This is a genomic window from Arcobacter roscoffensis (genome assembly GCF_024267655.1).
GTDB lineage: Bacteria > Campylobacterota > Campylobacteria > Campylobacterales > Arcobacteraceae > Arcobacter_B > Arcobacter_B roscoffensis.
This window is the reverse complement of the sequence record NZ_CP100595.1, coordinates 1,243,131-1,263,217: the sequence shown is the minus strand read 5'-3', so window position 1 is coordinate 1,263,217 and position 20,087 is coordinate 1,243,131. Positions and strand designations below refer to the sequence as shown.

13 protein-coding genes are annotated in these 20,087 nt (G+C 27.9%); 4 read left to right on the top strand and 9 right to left on the bottom strand.

What is annotated here, in order from left to right:
• Position 1 precedes the first annotated feature (1 nt).
• From NJU99_RS05890 to NJU99_RS05875, 4 genes are all read right to left on the bottom strand, one after another.
• On the bottom strand, positions 2-2,833 hold the full coding sequence (locus NJU99_RS05890) for a formate dehydrogenase subunit alpha (protein WP_254577799.1): 2,832 nt from the start codon (positions 2,831-2,833) through the stop codon (positions 2-4).
• 28 nt (positions 2,834-2,861) lie between these two features.
• On the bottom strand, positions 2,862-3,074 hold the full coding sequence (locus NJU99_RS05885) for a Tat pathway signal protein (RefSeq protein ID WP_254577798.1): 213 nt from the start codon (positions 3,072-3,074) through the stop codon (positions 2,862-2,864).
• Positions 3,075-3,215: 141 nt separating this feature from the next.
• The gene (locus tag NJU99_RS05880) at positions 3,216-3,989 is read right to left on the bottom strand and encodes a TorD/DmsD family molecular chaperone (RefSeq protein WP_254577797.1); all 774 of its coding nucleotides are present in this window, start codon (positions 3,987-3,989) and stop codon (positions 3,216-3,218) included.
• Positions 3,979-5,676 carry a 4Fe-4S binding protein gene (locus NJU99_RS05875; RefSeq protein WP_254577796.1) on the bottom strand — a complete coding sequence of 566 codons (1,698 nt, stop codon included), beginning with the start codon at positions 5,674-5,676 and terminating at the stop codon, positions 3,979-3,981. The genes NJU99_RS05880 and NJU99_RS05875 overlap by 11 nt, the downstream gene beginning before the upstream one ends.
• Before the next feature lie 202 nt (positions 5,677-5,878).
• Between NJU99_RS05875 and NJU99_RS05870 the strand changes: the two genes are divergently transcribed.
• Genes NJU99_RS05870 through NJU99_RS05855 form a run of 4 tightly spaced genes read left to right on the top strand, consistent with a single transcriptional unit; the run spans position 5,879 to position 9,957 of the window.
• Positions 5,879-7,027, top strand: coding sequence for an ABC transporter substrate-binding protein (locus tag NJU99_RS05870; protein ID WP_254577795.1), 1,149 nt, complete (start codon positions 5,879-5,881; stop codon positions 7,025-7,027).
• Positions 7,021-8,619, top strand: coding sequence for a sensor histidine kinase (locus NJU99_RS05865; RefSeq protein ID WP_254577794.1), 1,599 nt, complete (start codon positions 7,021-7,023; stop codon positions 8,617-8,619). Before NJU99_RS05870 ends, NJU99_RS05865 begins: the two co-directional genes overlap by 7 nt.
• Positions 8,612-9,274 carry a response regulator gene (locus tag NJU99_RS05860; protein ID WP_254577793.1) on the top strand — a complete coding sequence of 221 codons (663 nt, stop codon included), beginning with the start codon at positions 8,612-8,614 and terminating at the stop codon, positions 9,272-9,274. The genes NJU99_RS05865 and NJU99_RS05860 overlap by 8 nt, the downstream gene beginning before the upstream one ends.
• Positions 9,274-9,957 (top strand): metallophosphoesterase, encoded by a 684-nt coding sequence (locus tag NJU99_RS05855; protein WP_254577792.1) that lies wholly within the window; start codon positions 9,274-9,276, stop codon positions 9,955-9,957. The genes NJU99_RS05860 and NJU99_RS05855 overlap by 1 nt, the downstream gene beginning before the upstream one ends.
• Here NJU99_RS05855 and NJU99_RS05850 read toward each other — a convergent pair.
• The 5 genes from NJU99_RS05850 to NJU99_RS05830 all read right to left on the bottom strand — a co-directional run bounded on the left by NJU99_RS05850 (position 9,949) and on the right by NJU99_RS05830 (position 19,911).
• A complete protein-coding gene (locus tag NJU99_RS05850) occupies positions 9,949-11,439 on the bottom strand; it encodes a PhnE/PtxC family ABC transporter permease (RefSeq protein WP_254577791.1) in 1,491 nt (496 codons plus the stop codon). The two genes, NJU99_RS05855 and NJU99_RS05850, sit on opposite strands and share 9 nt — an antisense overlap.
• Entirely contained in the window at positions 11,432-12,091 is a 660-nt protein-coding gene (locus NJU99_RS05845) for an ATP-binding cassette domain-containing protein (protein WP_254577790.1), read from the bottom strand. Before NJU99_RS05845 ends, NJU99_RS05850 begins: the two co-directional genes overlap by 8 nt.
• Positions 12,091-12,936, bottom strand: a complete 846-nt coding sequence (locus NJU99_RS05840; RefSeq protein WP_254577789.1) for a putative selenate ABC transporter substrate-binding protein — start codon at positions 12,934-12,936, stop codon at positions 12,091-12,093. Before NJU99_RS05840 ends, NJU99_RS05845 begins: the two co-directional genes overlap by 1 nt.
• A gap of 165 nt (positions 12,937-13,101) precedes the next feature.
• The gene (locus NJU99_RS05835; protein ID WP_254577788.1) at positions 13,102-14,598 is read right to left on the bottom strand and encodes an HD domain-containing phosphohydrolase; all 1,497 of its coding nucleotides are present in this window, start codon (positions 14,596-14,598) and stop codon (positions 13,102-13,104) included.
• Positions 14,599-14,619: 21 nt separating this feature from the next.
• Positions 14,620-19,911 carry a transporter substrate-binding domain-containing protein gene (locus tag NJU99_RS05830; protein WP_254577787.1) on the bottom strand — a complete coding sequence of 1,764 codons (5,292 nt, stop codon included), beginning with the start codon at positions 19,909-19,911 and terminating at the stop codon, positions 14,620-14,622.
• Between the last annotated feature and the right edge of the window lie 176 nt (positions 19,912-20,087).

Below are 20,087 nucleotides of genomic sequence, written 5' to 3'. Positions count from 1 at the left end.
CCTAGGCTCTTTCAATTCTACATAAACCACCTTTTGTTTCAGGGATCTGCGTAACAATATCATAACCATAGTTAGTTACAATATTTGCATTATCACCGATTGCAAATGGTAGTGTTCCCTCAGGGTATTTGTGAGATAAATCTACACCTTGCATTACACCCGAGAAGTGGAATGGCAAGAATACTCTATCATCAGCTACACTGTGGCTGTATTTTGCTTTAACTTTAATCTTAGTATTGTTTGGCGAATGAATCCACATCATAGCACCATCTCTAATACCGTGTCTTCCAGCTAAGTCTGGATTAATATCACAGAACATTTCTGGAGTTAATTTAGCTAAATACTTAGATGCTCTATTTTCCATACCAGCACCATTCATATTTACAAGTCTTCCCGTAACTAAGTTAATTGGGAATTCTTTAACCCATTCTTCTGCATTTTGCTCAGAGATATATCTAGTATCAACTCTATAGTGATCTTTCTTATCTGCAAACGTTGGGTATTTTCCAACTAAATCTTGTCTTGGAGAGTGTAATGGCTCTCTATGTAAAGGAATTGGGTCTGCGAATGTCCATACTTTTGCTCTTGCTTTTGCATTTCCATAAGGAGCAATTCCTCTTTCCATACATTTTTCAGCAATAATATTTGAAGTATCAACTTTCCAGTTTTTACCAATTTTCTTTTTCTCTTCATCTGTTAACTTAATCTTAAGTACTTCTTCAATGTTATCTCTTGTAATTTCAGGATAACCATCTTTATTTACAGAGTTTTTAGGTGCTGAACCTTTTCCTGCTAATAAATCTTCACCGTCGTGCTCAAGTCCAAATCTATTTCTGAATCCCATACCACCATCTTTAACACTTCTGTTAATGTTGTATAATAATGGAGATCCACAATGATCCTCAGTCCAACAAGGCCATGGTAAACCATAGTACTCACCAGCCATTTCTCCGTATCCTCTCATAGATACTTCATCGAACATATGCCAGTTCTTTTGATGTTTTTTAAGTCTTGCAGCCGTCCAACCAGTTAAACCAATTGTTTTGATTGTTCTAGCAATTTCATCTGTACAATCTTCAGGCCAAGTAAACTCTTTTTTATTCTCTCTAACTAACATACCTGCTGTTAATTCATCATAGAATCCAAGTCTTTTAGCTAATTCAAACATAATGTCGTGGTCAGTTTTTGACTCATACATTGGCTCAATAATTTTATCTCTCCACTGTGCTGATCTATTTGTAGCAGTTACAGAACCACTAGTTTCAAATTGAGTTGCAGCAGGTAAGATATAAACATCATCTTGCTTATCAGTAATAATTGCACCCTCATTTACAAATGGGTCAACAAATACTGCGATATCTAAATTATCTAAGGCTTCTTTTACTTTTACTTGTTGTGCAGTTGATGTAATACCATTTGCCATAACAAATAAAGCTTTTAAGTTTGTACCTGCATTATGAATAGCATCTTCTCCTGGATTACCACCAAGAACTCCAGCCCACCATCTAGCAAGTGTGAAACCTTTTTTATTCATCCATTCAGGAGCTTTAAATCTTCCTTTTAACCATTCATAATCAACATTCCACATTTTTGCGAAATATTTCCATGAACCATCACTTAATCCATAGTATCCTGGTAATGTGTGTGATAAACAACACATATCAGTAGCACCCTGAACGTTATCGTGACCTCTTAAGATGTTTGTTCCACCACCTTCAATACCCATGTTACCAAGAGCTAATTGAACGATTGGAGCAATTCTTGTATTTGAAGAACCATTATTGTGTTGCGTTAAACCCATAGCCCATACTAATGTACCAGGAGAATTTTGAGCATATAACTTAGTGATTTGCATAATTAAATCAGCATCAACACCAGTTACATCAGCAACTCTATCAAGTGGCCAGTTTTTAGCCTCTTTTTTAATGTCTTCCATTCCGTAAACTCTATCTTTAATAAAGTTTTCGTCATGCCATCCGTTTTCAAAAATAATATTTAACATACCATACATAAATGGAATGTCTGTACCAGGTCTTAAACCTGCATATAAATCTGCTTTTGCAGCAGTTTTAGTAAATCTTGGATCAACAACAATAATTTTTGCGTTGTTTCTCTCTTTTGCTTTTAAGAAGTGCTGGAAACCAACTGGGTGATTAACCGCTGGATTTGCTCCAAAAATAATGATCGCCTTAGAGTTTTGAATATCCCCTAAAGAATTTGTCATAGCACCATAACCCCATGTGTTTGCCACCCCGGCAACTGTTGAGCTATGTCAAATTCTAGCTTGGTGATCTATATTATTAGTTCCAAACATTGCAGCGAATTTTCTAAAGTAATATGATTGCTCAGTATTAAATTTCGCTGATCCTAAAAACATTGTTGAATCTGGCCCATCTGTTTGTCTTAAAGATTCAAGCTTATTAGCGATATTGTCTAATGCTTCATCCCAAGAAATTCTTTGCCATTTTCCACCTCTTTTAACCATTGGGTGTTTAACTCTAACTTCCGATCTAACCATATCAATCATATCGGCACCTTTACAACAGTGACCTCCAAGTGATACAGGGTGATCTTGAGCTACTTCTTGTCTTACCCATACACCATTTTGTACTTCCGCTTCTACACCACAACCAACTGAACAAGCTGTACAGATAGATCTAACCATCTTTGAACCAGGGAATGGATTTTTAATCTCTTCCTCAGTAGCTTTTCTTGTTGCTGTAGTACTTGCAAAAGACGATGTAACACCAAATGCAGTAGCTACTGCAGCCATTTTCATAAATGACCTTCTACCTACTTTTGCATTTAGAGTTTCATATGTATTTGCTGACATACGCCTCTCCTACTCTTTTATATTATTGTTATTTTGCTGCTTTGTAGAATTCTTCCCACGCTGCAGTTTTTCTGTAAAGAATCTCTTTCTTTCTAGAAGACCCTTTTACAACACCATTATTCGTATCATCTTGAACTGATGAATTACCAGTAGCAGCCAATACACTAGTTCCCGCAGCAACTGCAGCACCAGCAGTAACAATTGCAGTTTTCTTAGCGAATTCTCTTCTGCTTTGTTCCATGACTGACCTCCTTATAGAAAAATAAGCCCCTGAAAAGTAATCTTTTAAAAACCTGATTGTTTTTAAAAGACTCTTTATTTTAGAGACTTTATAAAAAAAGCTTAGCTTTCTTTATAAAATCCCTAAAAGAGAAATTCTCTTTTAGATATCTTCCTCAACATCATATTGGATGTCTTTTGGTGTTTCTTCTTTTGGTCCTAAAGCCTTTAATGCTTTATTTCTAGCTCTTCTTTGCTTTTCTTCTTCTGATATTTCCTCCACAGCACAAGAAGCATCTTCTTTTGCTTGTTTTGGTTTAGGTGCAGGTTTTGAAACTTCTAAATAAAGTCTTTCAAACTCTACAAAAGAATTTAAAACAATCATTAAATCTTTATAAATATTTCCATGTTCATGTTCATATATTTCTTTTCCTATTTCATCTATAAATTCATTTAGAATTTGATCAAAAATACAATGAACAGTATTTTCATATATTTTTTCACCTTGAGAAATTTCATCAGTTAATTGAGCCATTAATGAAAAAATAAATCCAATTGAGTCTTCATACTCATAATAGTTTTTTTCATCTCTTCTTAATTTTGTTTTTGCAACAAAATTAATCATTTCAACTCTTTTTTTACCTGATTCAATTCCCTCATCATAAAATGAAGCTGTTGTTCTAATAGTTGCACTTGTTGGATTATGGAACAACTCATCAAACTCTTGTAATAAAGCAATATTTGAACTTGGGTCTAACTTTGAAGAAATAGACTCTAAGGCTTTTCCTGATGATGGTTCTAAAGGATTTTCTTTTAGTACATTTACTAGTCTTACTAACTCTAAATAAGTTGTAGTATCAGGAGATGCTACAAAAAAGTTTGCAAAAAGATTGTAGTAAAGTGCTCTTGCTTTGTTTATTGCTTGATTATCTTGCATTTGACATTCCTTGCTTTTTTTGATCATAATAGTTTTGCATCATAATTTTTGGTTTACAGTCTGCACAACAATATAAAGATTTCTCTTTTACAGGATCATTTGCAAAAACAGGACCCATAATAGCTGCTATTTTTTCAACTGATTTTTTAGTTGCGAACTCTACACCACACTCTACACATGCAAAAAGTTCATCTTGAGCTAAGATATTTTCCTTAAACCACATTGGTTGAAGTTTTATAACATCTCTTTCGATTTCTAGACAATCTGTTTCAGGACATGAAACTTCACAATATCCACATGATGTACATAAAGATGGATTAAGTCTTAGTGTATTATCTTTTGCATCTGCTTGTAAAGCATCTACATTACAAGCTCCAACACAAACTAAACATAAAGTACACTTATCTTCATTTACATTTACAAGACCATAATGAACATGTTCACCTGTTTTAACTTCACCTAAATCTTCATCCCCAACTAGCTTTTGAAGTCTATGAGAAAAGATTTCTCTTTTTTTAAGTCCTTCTTGATTAAAGTTAAAGTTTGAACCCTCAATAAATGAAACTTCTTTTAAAGCTTCACTTAATTCTTCTTCATTCATAGCAACTATAATCGCATCTTTACCGTATTTCTTTTGGTAAATGTCATTCACAATTCTAATTGCATCACCACTTCCTTTTGAGATGAAGTCAGTGTAAAACACAAGTTGAGAACCTGAAATCTGAGCTAAAGTTAAAAAAGCAGTTTCATCTAAAAACTTTTCACCCTCAATTGCAAAAGGTAAAACACCCTCTTTTAATTCAACTTCTAAAGAAGAAATGTTCATTTTTTGAGGTGTAATTAAAGGATGAGTGTTTGCAAACGCTTTGCTCATTTCAAAAAGAGACTCTCTATTTGATGGAGCATAATCAAGTGCACCACTTGGACAAACAGAAATACATCCACCACATCCATGACAATCTATTTGTGAAAAAGACAATACTTTTGTTTCGTCATCTTTTGTAATAGCAACACTAGGACAAACCTCTTCACATTTAGAACAAATAACTTCTCTTCTTTCATTATATTGACAGATTGTTTTATCATATGTTGTAAATTTTTTGTAAGAGTAAGAGTTGATATTTTCTTTTAGTAAAGATACAACTTCCTCTTCACTTGATTCTTTTGGATCAAAGCATCCACTTTGCTTAATTCCCTCTTCTTTGGCATCATACCAAACAATCTGAGAAACATTTAAAGTTACATCTTTGCCTTCATCATCAACAATAACACTTAAGTTTCCAATATGACCTGAAATAGATTTGATGATATTTTCTTGTACAAAAAATAGTTCAAAATCATCAGGCTTAATACAGGCTACAAATTTTTCATACTCTTCTTTAGTATTTGCAACTAAAAGTAATTGATTTGTAACTTCTTGTGAGTAAGATATATCTTGAGCAAAATCGTACTTATTAGCAGCTATATCATATAATTTATAAACATTTTCAATTTGAGCTGCCATTGAGTCTTTTGTATTTTTGATATAAAAATCGATTTCATCTGCATTTACTTCTGCATTTACCTCAGAAGTATTAGAGATTAAAAAACTTTTTTCTTTTATTTCATCTAAGTTAGTAGATACTAGTATCTCTTCGCTAACAGGGAAATCTAAACCTTTTGGGTTGTAATATATAAATTCTTGCATAACCTATGCCCTTATCAATGGTAAAAAATATTTTACCTAATTCTAATAGTATATTTTTAAATGAACCTTAAATATTAAAAAACTTTTTACCTATATTTTAAAGGGTGTTACTTATAAGGACTATGTTTTTTACAAAAGATATAAAACTTTTATATTTAGTGTATTAAAGCTATATTTTGAACATATTTTTGTAAACTAAAGTATGATTAAAAGATTACCAATACTACTATTTATATTTATCATTTTTTATATATATTTCAAAGATGAAATTTTTCCAAGCAATACTATTAAAATAGGTATGTCCGTTCCTAAAACTGGAATTATTAAAACATGGGGAGAATCAGTTGAAAAAGGTACTAATGCATACTTTAAGCATGTAAATGAAAGTAGACTTTTAGGAAATAAAAAAATTGAACTGCTAATGTATGATGATAAGTATGAACCAGAACTTACAATAGAAAATGTAAACAAATTAATATTTACAGATAAAATTTATGCTCTTTTTGGATTTGTTGGAACACCAACAGTTAAAAATATCTTACCAATTATACATGATGAAGATATACCATTTTTTGGTGCTTTTACTGGGGCTTCTTTTTTAAGAGATACAAAAGATGAGAATTTTATTAACTTTAGAAGTTCATATAAACAAGAAATAGAAAAAATAGTTGAATATTTACATAAACAAAAAAAGCTAAATAGAATTGCAGTTTTTTATCAGAATGACGATTATGGAGAAGAAGGTTATATTTCCCTTTTACAAGCCTTAGAGAAAAGAAAACTCCCTTTAGTTGCTGAGGGTTCTTATAAAAGAAACACCTTGTCTATAAACCACGCTTTCAATGAGATAAAAGATGCACAGCCTCAAGCTATTGTGATGGTTGGAGCTTATAAAACAAATGCTTTATTTATCAAAAAAGCTAAACAAAATCCAAATTTGAAAGATGCAATTTTTTGTAATATTTCTTTTGGTGATGCAAATGCAATGGTAAAAAAACTTGACGAGCTAAAAATCAGTTCAAAAAATCTAATTTTCTCACAAGTCGTTCCTAACTATCTAGATAATAAAATACCTGTTATAAATGAGTATCAAACACTTATGAAAAAATATTATCCAAATGAAGAGTTTGGTTTTATTTCCCTTGAGGCATTTATGGCTTCTAAGATTTTAGTAAATGCAATTTCTAGAATAAAAGGTGACAGAACAAGAGAAAAATTAATACATATGCTAAAAACTACTCCTTCTGATTTATTAAAAGGTTTACATTTAAAGTATAGAAATTCTCAATTATTTAACAAAACATATCTATTTGAATATGATGAGAATAAATTTAAAGAGTTAAAATGGTAATAAGTAAATTAAAAAAAATAATTGCATATTTTGATGATTTAAGTTTCAAATACAAAACTTCTTTTTTAGTTTTTATTATTGCTGGTGGTATGATTTGTATAGTTATTCTATCTCAGATTTCAACTTTTACAATCAAACAAGATTTTGACGTACTTTTTGATAAAAGAACAAAAAGTTTAATTAAATTAGAGAACATAAAAGATACCTATAATGTAAATATTCAAGCTACTATTAAAGACTTGGAGAATGATGAACTAACACTAAATCAAGCAAAAGATGTTTTACTTTTAGCTCAACAACTTATAAATAAAAACTGGAATTCATATAAAGAAGAGTTAGAAAAAAAAGCTGATAGATTTTATATAATTTCATTTATAAAAAAGTTTTTCATAAATGAAGAGAACTATTTTGAAAATGAAGTTCTAAAGAAAAATATTATGAGAAATGTTGATAAAAAAATGTTTCAAATAAAGTATGATTTAAACTATATGATTGAAAATAAAATAGACTATGATTATGCAAATTTAAATCTAGAAATAAATGCCATTTCTATTTATATTACAAGTTTGATTAATTATGATTTATCCCTTGCTATAAATGAAAAGAGAAATACCCAAAAGATTTTCAATATAATCATGATTTTTTCAATTATATCTATTATTTTAGTGTTTTTATTTTCTATTATCTTGTCAGTTTATATAATCAATAATTTTAAAACTTTACATAATACCTTAGAGCAAAAAGTAGAAGAGAAAACAAAAGAGCTAACAGAACTGAATGCTTACCTAGAGATAAAAGTATCAAAAGAGGTTGCTCAAAATAGAAAGAAAGATATAATTATGTTTCAACAAGCTAGACTTGCAAGTTTAGGTGAAATGCTAAATAACATAGCCCATCAATGGAGACAACCACTAGGATCTATTACTATGATTGTTCAAAGCTTCCAAACAAAAATGTTAATGGGAAAATTAACTGATACCTTTGTTGATGAAAAAGTAAATGATGCTTTGCTTTTAGCAAATAACATGTCTCAAACCTTAGATGATTTTAAAAACTTTTTTAGCCCCAATAAACAAAGAAGTAAGTTTTTAATCAAAGATTGTATTGAACACTCTATTGAGCTTTCAAAATACTCTTTAGAAAAACAAAGTATTCAAATAAAATTTGAAATCAAACAAAATGTAGAACTTCATACTTTCTATAATGAACTATCTCATGTATTTTTAAATATCATTTCCAATTCAAAGGATGCTTTATGTAGTACTATTAATAAAAATGATAGAATTATAAAAATAATTGTAAATAAATATAAGCATAATGTAGTAGTAAATCTAATAGATAATGGTGGAGGAATCAATGAAGAGATTGTTCCTAAAATCTTTGAACCATATTACACTACAAAATATAAAAGTGCCGGAACTGGTATTGGTTTATATATGTCAAAGCAAATAATTGAAAAACATATGAATGGCTCTATTTCATATAAAAATATTGTACATAAAATAAAACCAAATGATAATACAAATTTTAAATGTTCCTTATTTACAATAAAAATCCCAATTTCAAATAATAAAGAGGCTATAAATGAATAACAGAGATTTAAATATCTTACAACAATTTAATATTTTATACTTAGAAGATGATGTAAGTCTATTGAAACATACAAAAGATGTTTTAGAAGACTTTGTAAACAATATCTACGCAGTAAAAACTTCTAATGAAGCTATGGATATATTATTAAATAAAAAAGTTGATATTATTATCTCTGATATTCTACTTGAAGATGAAAATGGAATTGATTTTTTAAAACACATTAAACAAAAAAATATCACTATTCCAACTATTTTAACAACAGCTCATACGGATACAAAATATTTACTTGAAGCCATAAAATTAAAAGTAGAAAACTATATAGTAAAACCAATAAATATAAAAGAGTTACTAAATAGCTTACATGATGTATTGCTTCCTATAGTTCAACAAAAAGAGATTCAAAAGAACTCAAATGTAATTAGAACTATTTCAGCTATCACAGATAGTAAGCAAGTTGATATTGTAAAATTTATCATCAATAACCTAGACAATGAAAACCAATTTACAGCTTCATACAGTGATATTATGGAAGAGATTTCTATTTCAAAACCAACACTTATAAAACTTTTTAAAGAACTTGCTGAAAAAAATATTTTAGTTAAAGTACAACATAAAACATATAGATTTAATGAGTCTGCCCTAGAGCATATTTAATGCAAAAGGTTGATTTAAAAAACACCTATGTTATCTCTGACATACATGGCTGTTATTATACTATGCTAGCTTTGATAAAGAAGCTTCCATCAAATGCTAATTTAATTTTTGTGGGAGATTTATGTGATAGAGGACTTTACTCTAAAAAAGTAATAGAGTTTGTAAAAAACAATAATTATCCATGTATTTTAGGAAATCACGACTTTTATCTTTTAGATAATATAGAAGATTGTTTAAATGGTGCTAAGGTTAGATGGAATACAAAAGAGTATATGGGTGGACTTGTAACTATTGATAACTATAAAAACGATTTAGATACGCTAAAAGAGCATTTAGAATGGATTAAAACTCTACCTCAATACCTAATAATAGAAAACTATTTTATTACTCATGCTTTTTGCATGCCCTACTTTAAAAGAAGAAATGATAAATCAAAAACTCATGCTATGATGACAAATCGAATTTCAGATAAAGACGAATGGGATTGGGATTGGGAAAAAGATTGGAAGAAGTATGAGTATATAAATATATATGGTCATGAGTCTTCAAAAAATATAGTAAGAAAACATAACTATATTTGTATTGATACAGCTTGTGTTTATGGTGGAAAACTTAGTGCTTTAAATTTAGATAGTTTAGAAGTAATACAACAAGACTTAATAAAAAAAGATGTGCTACTTTAAATCGCAGCCACATCCTATAAGTTTTTCATCTGCTTTTAGATAATCCCTTACTTTTTTTGAGATTAAATCAATAGAAATATTTAAAAGTGCTGTGAAAAATAGAAGTATTACAACTTTATCTAATCTAATATCTGCTAGGGCTGAATCTATATAAAAACCTAAAGTCGCAACCCCTAAAATACCAAGTATTGCAGACTCTCTCATGATTACTTCCCATCTATAAAATAAAAAAGCTAAAAATGAACTATAAAGCCTTGGTAGTACTTCATAAGCATATAGATTTAAATGACTTGACTTATCTAATACATACTGCATTTCATTTGATTGTTTACCAATTATAAATGCTATAATTGCTCCATTATGAAGCATTAAAGCTAGAACTGCTGGAAGCATAGAAGCACCAAAAATAGATAAAAATAAGAAAGCTAAAATATACTCAGGAGTTGATCTTAAAACTACTAAGAGTATATGTGAAAAGAACCTACCTGTTTTACTTACAAACCTATATGAAATCATTGGGAATAAAATAAGTGCTAAAATAGCTGTAGTTACTAAAGAAATCTGAGTTAAAACTACAGTATTAAAAACTCCTGGAACTATTTCATTTACAAAAATTTTAGAGAACCAATTAAAGCCTTCTATTAAAGTATAATCATTTTTTATTGGACTTGGAATAATATCTTCTGTTAAAAATCGCACTAAATTATCATAAGAAAAAGAATTTATACTCATAGGCATTTGAATAAATGATATTACAAATAAAATCAATACAGTAAACTTATTAAACCAAAATTTAATAGTTGCAATAAGTATATAAAAGATGATTAACATAAGCCATACATCATTATAATGACCTTCATTAAAAGATGAAGATAAGTAGTATCCTAAAGTTGCAATTCCTACAAAACCCAAAATTGCAGAAGATTTCATAGCACACTCAAATCTATATAGTGTATATGAGATTAAATGAGGCATAGCATTTGGTAACTTTGTATAAAAAAATGCTGATATTTTTGATACTTTTTGAGAAATAGTTTTTTCATCAAAAGTATCATACTCTTCAAGGATTTCAGCATAAACTTTTGCAAGTATAGCACTATAAGGTAAGGAAATTGCCAAAATAGCTGTTATTGTATTTAAACCAAAAATTTGAAGAAAAATTAATGCCCAAAATATTTCATGAATTGCTCTTATATAAGCTAAAGTAACTCTAACTAGCATATATTTAAAATAAAATGATAGTATAAAACCAAATACAGCTGATAAAACTATAGAGATTGTTGCAATATAAATAGTTTGTAAAACTGCTTCAAGTAAAGTATCAATTGAAGAAAAATTTATATCTTTTATTCCTGATATAAATTTACTTAATTCTAAAAAAGGTTCATAAGCAGAGATCTCTAAATCTGCAAAAAATAGAGATATTACAAATACAGCAAGAAAAATCAAACTTACATTTAATTCTCTTGATTTACTACTCAACAACATAATAAAGCCTATTTGTATCCTCTTTTGAAATAGATGTAGTTTGTTTATCTAGAAGTATCTTTCCATTTTTTATACCAATTATTCTATCAAAGTTTTCAATTGCTAAATCCACATTATGCATCGCACAAATAATTGTTTCAAAGGATTTATGCATAATATCAATTGACTTTTTACATATATATTCATCAAGAGCAGATATTGGTTCATCTGCTAAAAGAATATTTTTACCTGAATAAATAGATTTAGCAATTGCTACTCTTTGTTTTTGCCCACCTGATAGATTTAAAGACTTTGTTAAAAGCTTACTTTCACATTCAAGCTCTTTTAAAATCTTTGACACCTCATATAAGTCCTTTTTAAAAGGTCTAATTAGATTTATTAAATTATAAATTGTTGATTTTTTTTCAAGTGTTGCTGTATAAACATTGTGATAAGAAGTAAGGTTGTTTACTAAACCTAAATCTTGTGGTAAATATGAAACTTCTTCGCTTTTTATTTCATATAATCTTTTTAAAAGTGTTGACTTCCCGCTTCCACTTGAACCAAGAAGAGCGATTTTTTCGCCCTTCTTTATTGACAAATTAATAGAATCTAAAACTTTTTTATTTTCATAAGAGATTGTTTCATTTTCTAAATTAAAAATCATTAGTCAATAAGTCCGATTTTTCTACCAGTTTCTAAAACCTTATCATAATCAGAGTTTTTAGCTTCGATAAACTTAGCTCTTGGGAATGCATCTAGGATATCTCTATCATCAAGCTTTAATAATGCAGCTTGAACTTTTTTGATGAAACCTTCACCATAATTTTTATCTACATCAGCTCTAATTGTAAAGTTGTAGTCATAGTAATCTGGAGTTTTATAGATAACTTTAACTTTTGAAGTATCAATATTTCCAGCTTTTAACTCTCTATCCCATACTTTATAGTTAACAGCACCTAATTCATAAGCACCGCTTTGAACTAAAGAGATAGTTTTAGAGTGATTTCCTGAGAAACCAACTTTTTTAAATACATCAGCAGGAGCTGCATTAAAAGTCTCTCTAATAAAGTATTCAGGCATTAATCTACCAGAAGTAGAACCTTTTGAACCAAATGTAAAAGTCTTACCTTTAACAGCTTCTGGTAAAGTTTTAGCTTTATCTAATCCAGTACTTTTATGAGCAATAATATAAGAGTAGAACTTTGGATCTTCAACACCTTGAGCGATTGCTTGTGAATCTTTAACTAAAAGTCTTGCTTTAACACCTGAAAAACCACCAAACCATGCTAATTGAACTTGATTATTTCTAAATGCAGCAACAGATGCAGAATAAGACTTAACTGGAACAAACTTAACATCAACACCTAACTCTTTTGTTAAGTAAACTGCTAATTTAGAGAATCTCTCTTTTAACTTTGTTTCATCCTGATCAGGAATTGCTGTAAACGTAAATGTTTGTGAAAATAGTGTAGTTGCTAAAAATGCAACTGCGAAAAGAATTTTTTTCATAAAAAAACCTCAATTTTTTGAAGCATTAATGAAGAAATAAAGATAGAAAATTATACTTTATGTCCAACCTAAACCTTAGGTCTGTATGCTAATTTATGTCGAAATACTATAATATCTTGTATAAAATAAAACTTAAGGAAAAGTAAAAAAAACTTTACCATTTTACTATACATCCTTAAATTTGTCTCTAATCTCTAAAAAGTTGTCTAAATTTTTAAAGAATAAGTCTATTAGAACTGGATCAAAATGCTTGGCTCTTTCTTCTTTAAAAAGATTAAAAATTCTATCATCATCCCAAGCTTTTTTATAAACCCTATCACTTCCAAGGGCATCAAATACATCAGCAATAGCAGTTATTCTTCCATATATATGAATATCTTCTCCACTTAAACCTTGTGGATAACCCGAACCATCATATTTTTCTTGATGTTGGTGAGCAATAATTGCTGCTGCTTTTAAAATAGGTTTATTTGAAGATTTCAACATATCATAACCAATTTGAGCATGGGTTTTCATAATCTCAAACTCTTCGGGAGTATATCTACCTGGTTTCTTTAAGATATCATCAGGAATTGCAACTTTACCTATGTCATGCATTGGACTTGCCATTTTTACTATTTCAGCTTCATTTGCAGGAAGTCCGTAATATAAGGCTAAAAGCTTAGAGTATTCAGCTACTCTTTTTACATGCATACCTGTTTCTTTATCTCTAGCTTCTGCAATAGCACCAAGTCTAAAGACTACTTCTCTTTGTGTTTCTATAATATCTTCATTTAACTGCTCAATTTCTACATTTGCTTTTTCAACTTCTTTTTGAGCTGTGATATTTTGGGAAATTGCAGTATAACAAACAAACTCCCCATGGACATCATATTCAGGACTAATTACAGTTTTTAACCAATAATACTCACCATTTTTCTTTTGGTTTCTTATTTGACCCCTCCAAACTTTGTTTGAGGTAATTGTTTTCCATAAATCATCATAAATTTCATTTGGTGTAAACATATCTTTTAAGATATTATGATTATTTCCCAATAATTCATCTTTTCTATACCCCGTTAAATTACAAAAAGCTTCACTTACGTATATGATTTCACCATCTTTATTTGCCCTTGAAGCTATTACATATTTATCAAATGAATCTAAAATACCATTTAGGTCGTAGTTTAATTTTTTAATATCTTCATTACTTTTATTTAAAGCTTTTATATTCTCAAAAGACCTAATTGCTGTAATAATTGTGGTAATTAATTTTTTTGAAGTAAGTTCAGTTTTTTCTTTATAGTCATTTATTGCATAATCCATAACAACTTCACTCTCAGGAACTAGTCCTGATTGACCTGTTCTTAAAACTATTTGTAAGTCATGGTTATTTAAATCATCTCTGATTGTTTTTACTACTTGAAGTCCTGCATCATCACTTTCCATGATTACATCAAGAAGTAATAAAACTATATCATCATTATTTTTAACAACTTCAATAGTTTCTTCACCACTAAAAGTACTAATAAACTCTAAACCCTTACCCTTATAAACAAAGTTTTTTAAAACAGTTTTAGTTAAAGTATGCACATCTAACTCATCATCTGAAATAAGTATTTTCCATGTGTCTAAAATTTCATTTTTTTTATCTTTTGACTTATAAAAATTTAATTTACCCATTTTTTAATCCTATTAGAATTATTATACTTTAAAAAGTATAATAAACTCTACTCCATTTTCATTATTTTGACAATTTATCTTTCCATTTAATTTACTTGTAACAATATTATAAATTATATTTAAACCTAAACCACTACCACCTTTTTCTCTATTAGTAGTAAAAAATGGATCAAATATTTTTGTTAGGTTCTCTTTTGGAATTCCTTTTCCATCATCTTTATATATTAATTTTATATTATCATCTTCTTTTATTACTTCTATTGAAACTACACCTTTTTGCTTAGGTTCATAAGCATGAATAATAGAATTCATGATTAGATTTGTTATAATTTGAGAAATAGCTCCAGGGAAACTATTGATTTCTAAACTACTCTCACATGTAATTTTAAAATCTAAATTAGTTTTTTTAGTAACACTATGAATTGAGAAAAGAATCTCTTGTAAGTATTTTCTTATGTTAAATACTCTTTTTTCTTCACTAGTTTGATCCACTGCTACTTGTTTAAAACTCTTCACTAGATTTGCAGCTCTTTTTATATTTGTATTAAGTAATGTTGAAAGCTCAAGTGAAGTATTTAAATACTCTTCAAACTCCTCTTGACTCATCATATCTTTTTCATATAAACTTTTAACCTTATCAGTTATTTCTTTAAAATGAGTAATTCCTGTATAGGCTACTCCAATAGGGGTATTTATCTCATGGGCAACACCTGCAACTAATCCACCTAAACTAGCCATTTTTTCTGATTCAATTAACTGTTTTTGTGTCTTTTTTAGATTATCTATTGAGTGTTCTAATTCATTATTTGTATCTTCAAGTTCCATAGTTCTTCTTAAGTTTTGTTCTTCTAATGTCTTTTTATCTTCAATATCTCTCCATACAGCATGAATTACTTCTTCATCGTTAAGAATAAGTTTGGTTAGTACTATTTCAAACCAAATTTCTTTACCTTTTGATGTTAAATGTAACCACTCAAATCTTGCATGACCTGTTTTTAGACACTCTTGAACAATGACCTTTGCTTTATCTTCTGACTTTTGTCCATCAAATTGGTATAAAGGAGAGAGTTCAGTGTGTTTTAGATTTAAAAACTCTTCTTTGCTCTTATAATCAAGCATTTTTAATACAGCATCATTACACTCAATGAATCTTCCATTTTTCATCAAGGACAAACCATCACTTGAATCATTAAATAGTGTTTGAAATACGTTTCTTTGCTCTTCTAAATCTTTAGATTTTTGTAGTACCAAACTTTTTGTATCTGATAATTTTTTTGTAAAGTATAAAACAATCAAAAGTATGATTATAAAAATAGTTATTACTCTATATAAGAGTTCATAATTAATTTCTGTTTTAATTTCTGATTTAATCCATTTATTTTTTATCTCAAATTTTTGATTTGGAGTAATATTAAATATTGCTTTGTTCAAGATACTTAAAAGTTCTGGATACTTATCTTGTATTAATATATAATGGTTAAATCTCTCTTCACTTAATCCTGAAATTTTTAAATCTGAAAAACTATTTTGTAGTTTATAAACTACAACTGCACTATGACCTATAAAAGCATCAACCTCACCTTTTGAAACCAAACTTAAAGCCTCATCAATTGATTTTGTTTCCCTAATATTAATATCTGGATACCTATTTTCTATAAGTGCATGTGAACTAAAGCCTTTTGGTAGAGCAACAGTTTTTCCTTTTAAGTCTTTTATTCCATCTAGAAATCTTCCTTCATTATTTGTTACTATTGCATATTTAAAATCTGCCATACTATTACTTACAAATGAGCCTTTTATAGAAAATGCCACATCTCCTAAAGCTGGTATCATATCAATTTTACCATTTTCAAAAGCTAATACAGTTTCTTGCCAATTTTTATACTTCTTAAACTCAAAATTTAAGCCTGTTGTTTTTTTTATTAAATCTAAATAATCTTTTGCTAAACCACTAAACTTATCATCTTCAATTAGTACTATTGGTTTCCAATCAATCTCTGAAAAGTATATTGTATTATTTTTCTTAATAAATTCTTTTTCTTTACTATTTAAGTTTAGGCCTTTATTTATATAGCCATATTTTTTATAAACTGTTTTTATATATTCAAAGCTTTTAAAGTTTTCAAAAAGTGATAACTTAGGAATAAAATCATCACTTTGTTCATAGGTTTTTAGTAAATTATTATCAAAATATACTTTTATAAAACCTACTTTCTGAGGTACATTTACTATATAGTGAAAACTGTTTTGAGCTCTATGTTTTATTAAAGGCTTTTCATTTGATGAATACAATATATTTGATGAGTTATTAAAAATTTCTATTTTTTCTATATATGGCAATCTTGAAAAAACATCCATTACCCTTGATAGTTCTTGAATATTCTCTATGAATATATAGTTTGAAGCAACCGCTGCTATTAAAGAGTTTATTTTTACCTTTGGTAAAATATAAGCATTTGTATAATCTAAAAATATCTCTTCATAAATACCATTAGTTTTAATAATTTCTAAATTCTTATTAAATAAATCTCTTAATGCTTTGTTTTTAAAAGCAACATATCTTGGGTTTTTACTTGAAAATACAAAATCAATATTATATTTATTTTCAATACTTCTATCAAGTTTATTTAAATACCATTTAAATATATTTTTGTCTAAAACAATAAAATCAACCTCATCATTTACCAATGCTTTTACTTGCTCAAATTGATTTGCTGTTTCCATATAGTTTTTATTAGTTTTTGGTTTTAATACACTATTGTAAGTTTCACCTAAATATTTTTTAGCATTATAAAAAGCTAAAACTTTTTTATCTTTTAACTCTTCTAAACTCTTAATAGCATTAAATCTATATTTTTTTGAAACTACAACATTTTCAAAACTTAAAAATTTATCTGAATAAAAAAGATTATCACCCTCATTTAGTTTTCTATTTACAGCTATATCAAAATTGTCATTTTTTACTAATATTGAACTAAGTTTATCTACACTTACGTTCTTAGATTCAACAATATTTATATCACTTAGAATTAATATCTCTTTTAATAAGTCATACTCTATTCCCTTTACTTGACCTTGACTAATAGTATAAGGTTCTCTATCTTTAGCAAAAGCTATTTTCACCTCTTTTTTAACTTTTAAATTATTAGTCCAACTTGAAATAATAGTCTCTTTTGTTTTTTGATCTATTGAAGATAAAGATTTATTGATAATATTTACTAAATTATAGTCTTCATACTTTGATAATACATGTAATTCTTGAGCTTTAATACTATTTTGAGAAACAGCTTTTAAACTAGTAATTAATAGCTCTTTTAATTTGCTCTCAACTGATATTTGTAATTCAAATAAAGCATCAACGGAACCATTTAAAACCCTTGTAATTGAATCTTCTAAGTTTTTTGTTTCTACTATTTCAATATCAGGATATTTTTGTTTTACTAATTCTATAGTTGCATAGCTTTTTTGAATTGCTAATCTTTTACCCTTTAAATCTTCAAAGGTTTTTATTTCAGAATTATTATCTTTTACATATAAAAAGTTTTTTACCCATAAATAGCTATTTGAAAACTCACCATAAGAGGCTCTATTTTCAGAATATAAAGTTGTTGGTAAAATATCAATTTCACCTTCTTTAAAACTTTCAAGTAAGTTACTCCATTCACCTTTTACTAACTCATAATTTATTCCTGAAATATCTAAAGCTTTTTGAACTACTCTTCCTCCAATTCCATCCATTTCATATTCATTTTTAAACTCACTAATAGCTGTCCAGTTTTCAACACCAACTTTTAATATCTTTTTATTTTTTATGTAATCTAATTCTTCATTTGAAAACTCAATAATATTTTTAAGCCATTTATCCTGTAAAACTTTTGATTCTTCAATAGAAATAGAATTTATTCCTTTTTCTAAAATTGAAGTAAATGTTTTTAATTTTTTATTTATTCCTATATGAAGTTTTCCATACTTAGAATAAATAGGTGCTACTATTTTTAGATTGTAACTATCTAAATCTAAATCTTTTGCATTTTCTAATATTGCACTTTTTGCTTTTTTTGTTTGAAGTTTATATAAAATATCATTAATAGATTTGGCATATATTATATTTGCATCATTAACTTCCTCATTTATAATTTCATTTGTAATAGAGTTTTCTAAAGTAACAACTGTTTTATTTTCATAATCGCTTAAAGTTTTTATTGAGTTATCATCTTTATGAGTAACTATATAATAAGGGCTATAGTTATAAGAAGGAGAAAAACTAAATATCTTTTCTCTACTTTGTGACCAAGAAAGACCAAAAATAGCTTCATTTTTACCATTTTTTACACTATTGTAAGCATCAGACCAACTATCAAAAACCTTATATTTAAAATCTGTTTTTAACTTCTTATTTAAAAGTTTTAATAAATCTAAATGATAGCCCTTTACTTCACCAAACTTATTAAGAAAGCTATATCTTTCCCAATCTTTCACAAGAGCAAACTTTATATCTTGGTTTCTTAAAAGCCAAAGTCTCTCTTCAAAGTTTAGTAAATCAATTTGTTTTTTTTGTTCAAAATATCTATATTCATTTTGAATAATCCATTTTTTTTCAAGTTCAACTAGTTCATCATAAGAGATTTTTTTTATTCCTTCTTGAACAAGATTTTTTAAAGTTATATCATCTTTTTTAACTGCACTATAAAACCACTTATTTATTTTAAAATCATCTAATGTAGTAAAGTTTTTATGATCTAGTGAACCTACTAGTTGAAACCAAGAGATTAAAGCATCATCTATAAAAAATTCTGTTTTAGAACTTCTTATATCATCAAAACTTTCCTTAAAACTTTCCTTTTCATCTAAATCTAAAAAAGGATAGTTTTCTTTTAAATAGCCTTCAAAAAAACTTCCTTTTAAAACACTTATTTTTTGATTTTTAAAATCTTTTATTGTTTTAAAATCTTCTTTTTTCTCTCTTTTTATATAAATATATCCTTGGGAAGGATATATTTTATCAATATAAGTTACAAACTCTTTTCTTTGTTCATTTTCAAAAAGCCCAGAGTGAATATCTACTTCTTTGTTTTTTATAGCTTCTAAACTTTTACTCCAACTATAAGCTTTAAAGTTTATCTTTACATTTTGTTTTTGTGCCCAAAGCTTCCAATAATCTACAAAAATACCATCTGGCTTGCCATTTTTGTTTAAAAAGGAATAAGGAACCATATCTTTTATTATTGCAATATCAATTTGTTTTTTTTCTTCTGCATGTAAAAAATTAAAAAGTAAGACAAAAAAAATTAGTATTTTTAATAAGGTTTTCATTTTTCACCTTTGTTATACCTAAGTATATATTTAGTTATTCTATATTCTTTAAACTTAAATGTTCAAAGTTACTTATATCAAAAAGTAAATTTTACTTTACTTTTTAAGTCTTTTTTGAAAAAAACCTTGTACAATTACGGATTTTATTTATATTATATTACAATTATGTGTAAAAC

Bases quoted from the DNA above. Each gene is read 5' to 3' on its own strand.
- NJU99_RS05840 (WP_254577789.1), bottom strand. From the start codon at position 12,936: ATGAAAAAAATTCTTTTCGCAGTTGCATTTTTAGCAACTACACTATTT.
- NJU99_RS05855 (WP_254577792.1), top strand. From the start codon at position 9,274: ATGCAAAAGGTTGATTTAAAAAACACCTATGTTATCTCTGACATACAT.
- NJU99_RS05835 (WP_254577788.1), bottom strand. From the start codon at position 14,598: ATGGGTAAATTAAATTTTTATAAGTCAAAAGATAAAAAAAATGAAATT.
- NJU99_RS05870 (WP_254577795.1), top strand. From the start codon at position 5,879: ATGATTAAAAGATTACCAATACTACTATTTATATTTATCATTTTTTAT.
- NJU99_RS05830 (WP_254577787.1), bottom strand. From the start codon at position 19,911: ATGAAAACCTTATTAAAAATACTAATTTTTTTTGTCTTACTTTTTAAT.
- NJU99_RS05885 (WP_254577798.1), bottom strand. From the start codon at position 3,074: ATGGAACAAAGCAGAAGAGAATTCGCTAAGAAAACTGCAATTGTTACT.
- NJU99_RS05845 (WP_254577790.1), bottom strand. From the start codon at position 12,091: ATGATTTTTAATTTAGAAAATGAAACAATCTCTTATGAAAATAAAAAA.
- NJU99_RS05875 (WP_254577796.1), bottom strand. From the start codon at position 5,676: ATGCAAGAATTTATATATTACAACCCAAAAGGTTTAGATTTCCCTGTT.
- NJU99_RS05865 (WP_254577794.1), top strand. From the start codon at position 7,021: ATGGTAATAAGTAAATTAAAAAAAATAATTGCATATTTTGATGATTTA.
- NJU99_RS05860 (WP_254577793.1), top strand. From the start codon at position 8,612: ATGAATAACAGAGATTTAAATATCTTACAACAATTTAATATTTTATAC.
- NJU99_RS05880 (WP_254577797.1), bottom strand. From the start codon at position 3,989: ATGCAAGATAATCAAGCAATAAACAAAGCAAGAGCACTTTACTACAAT.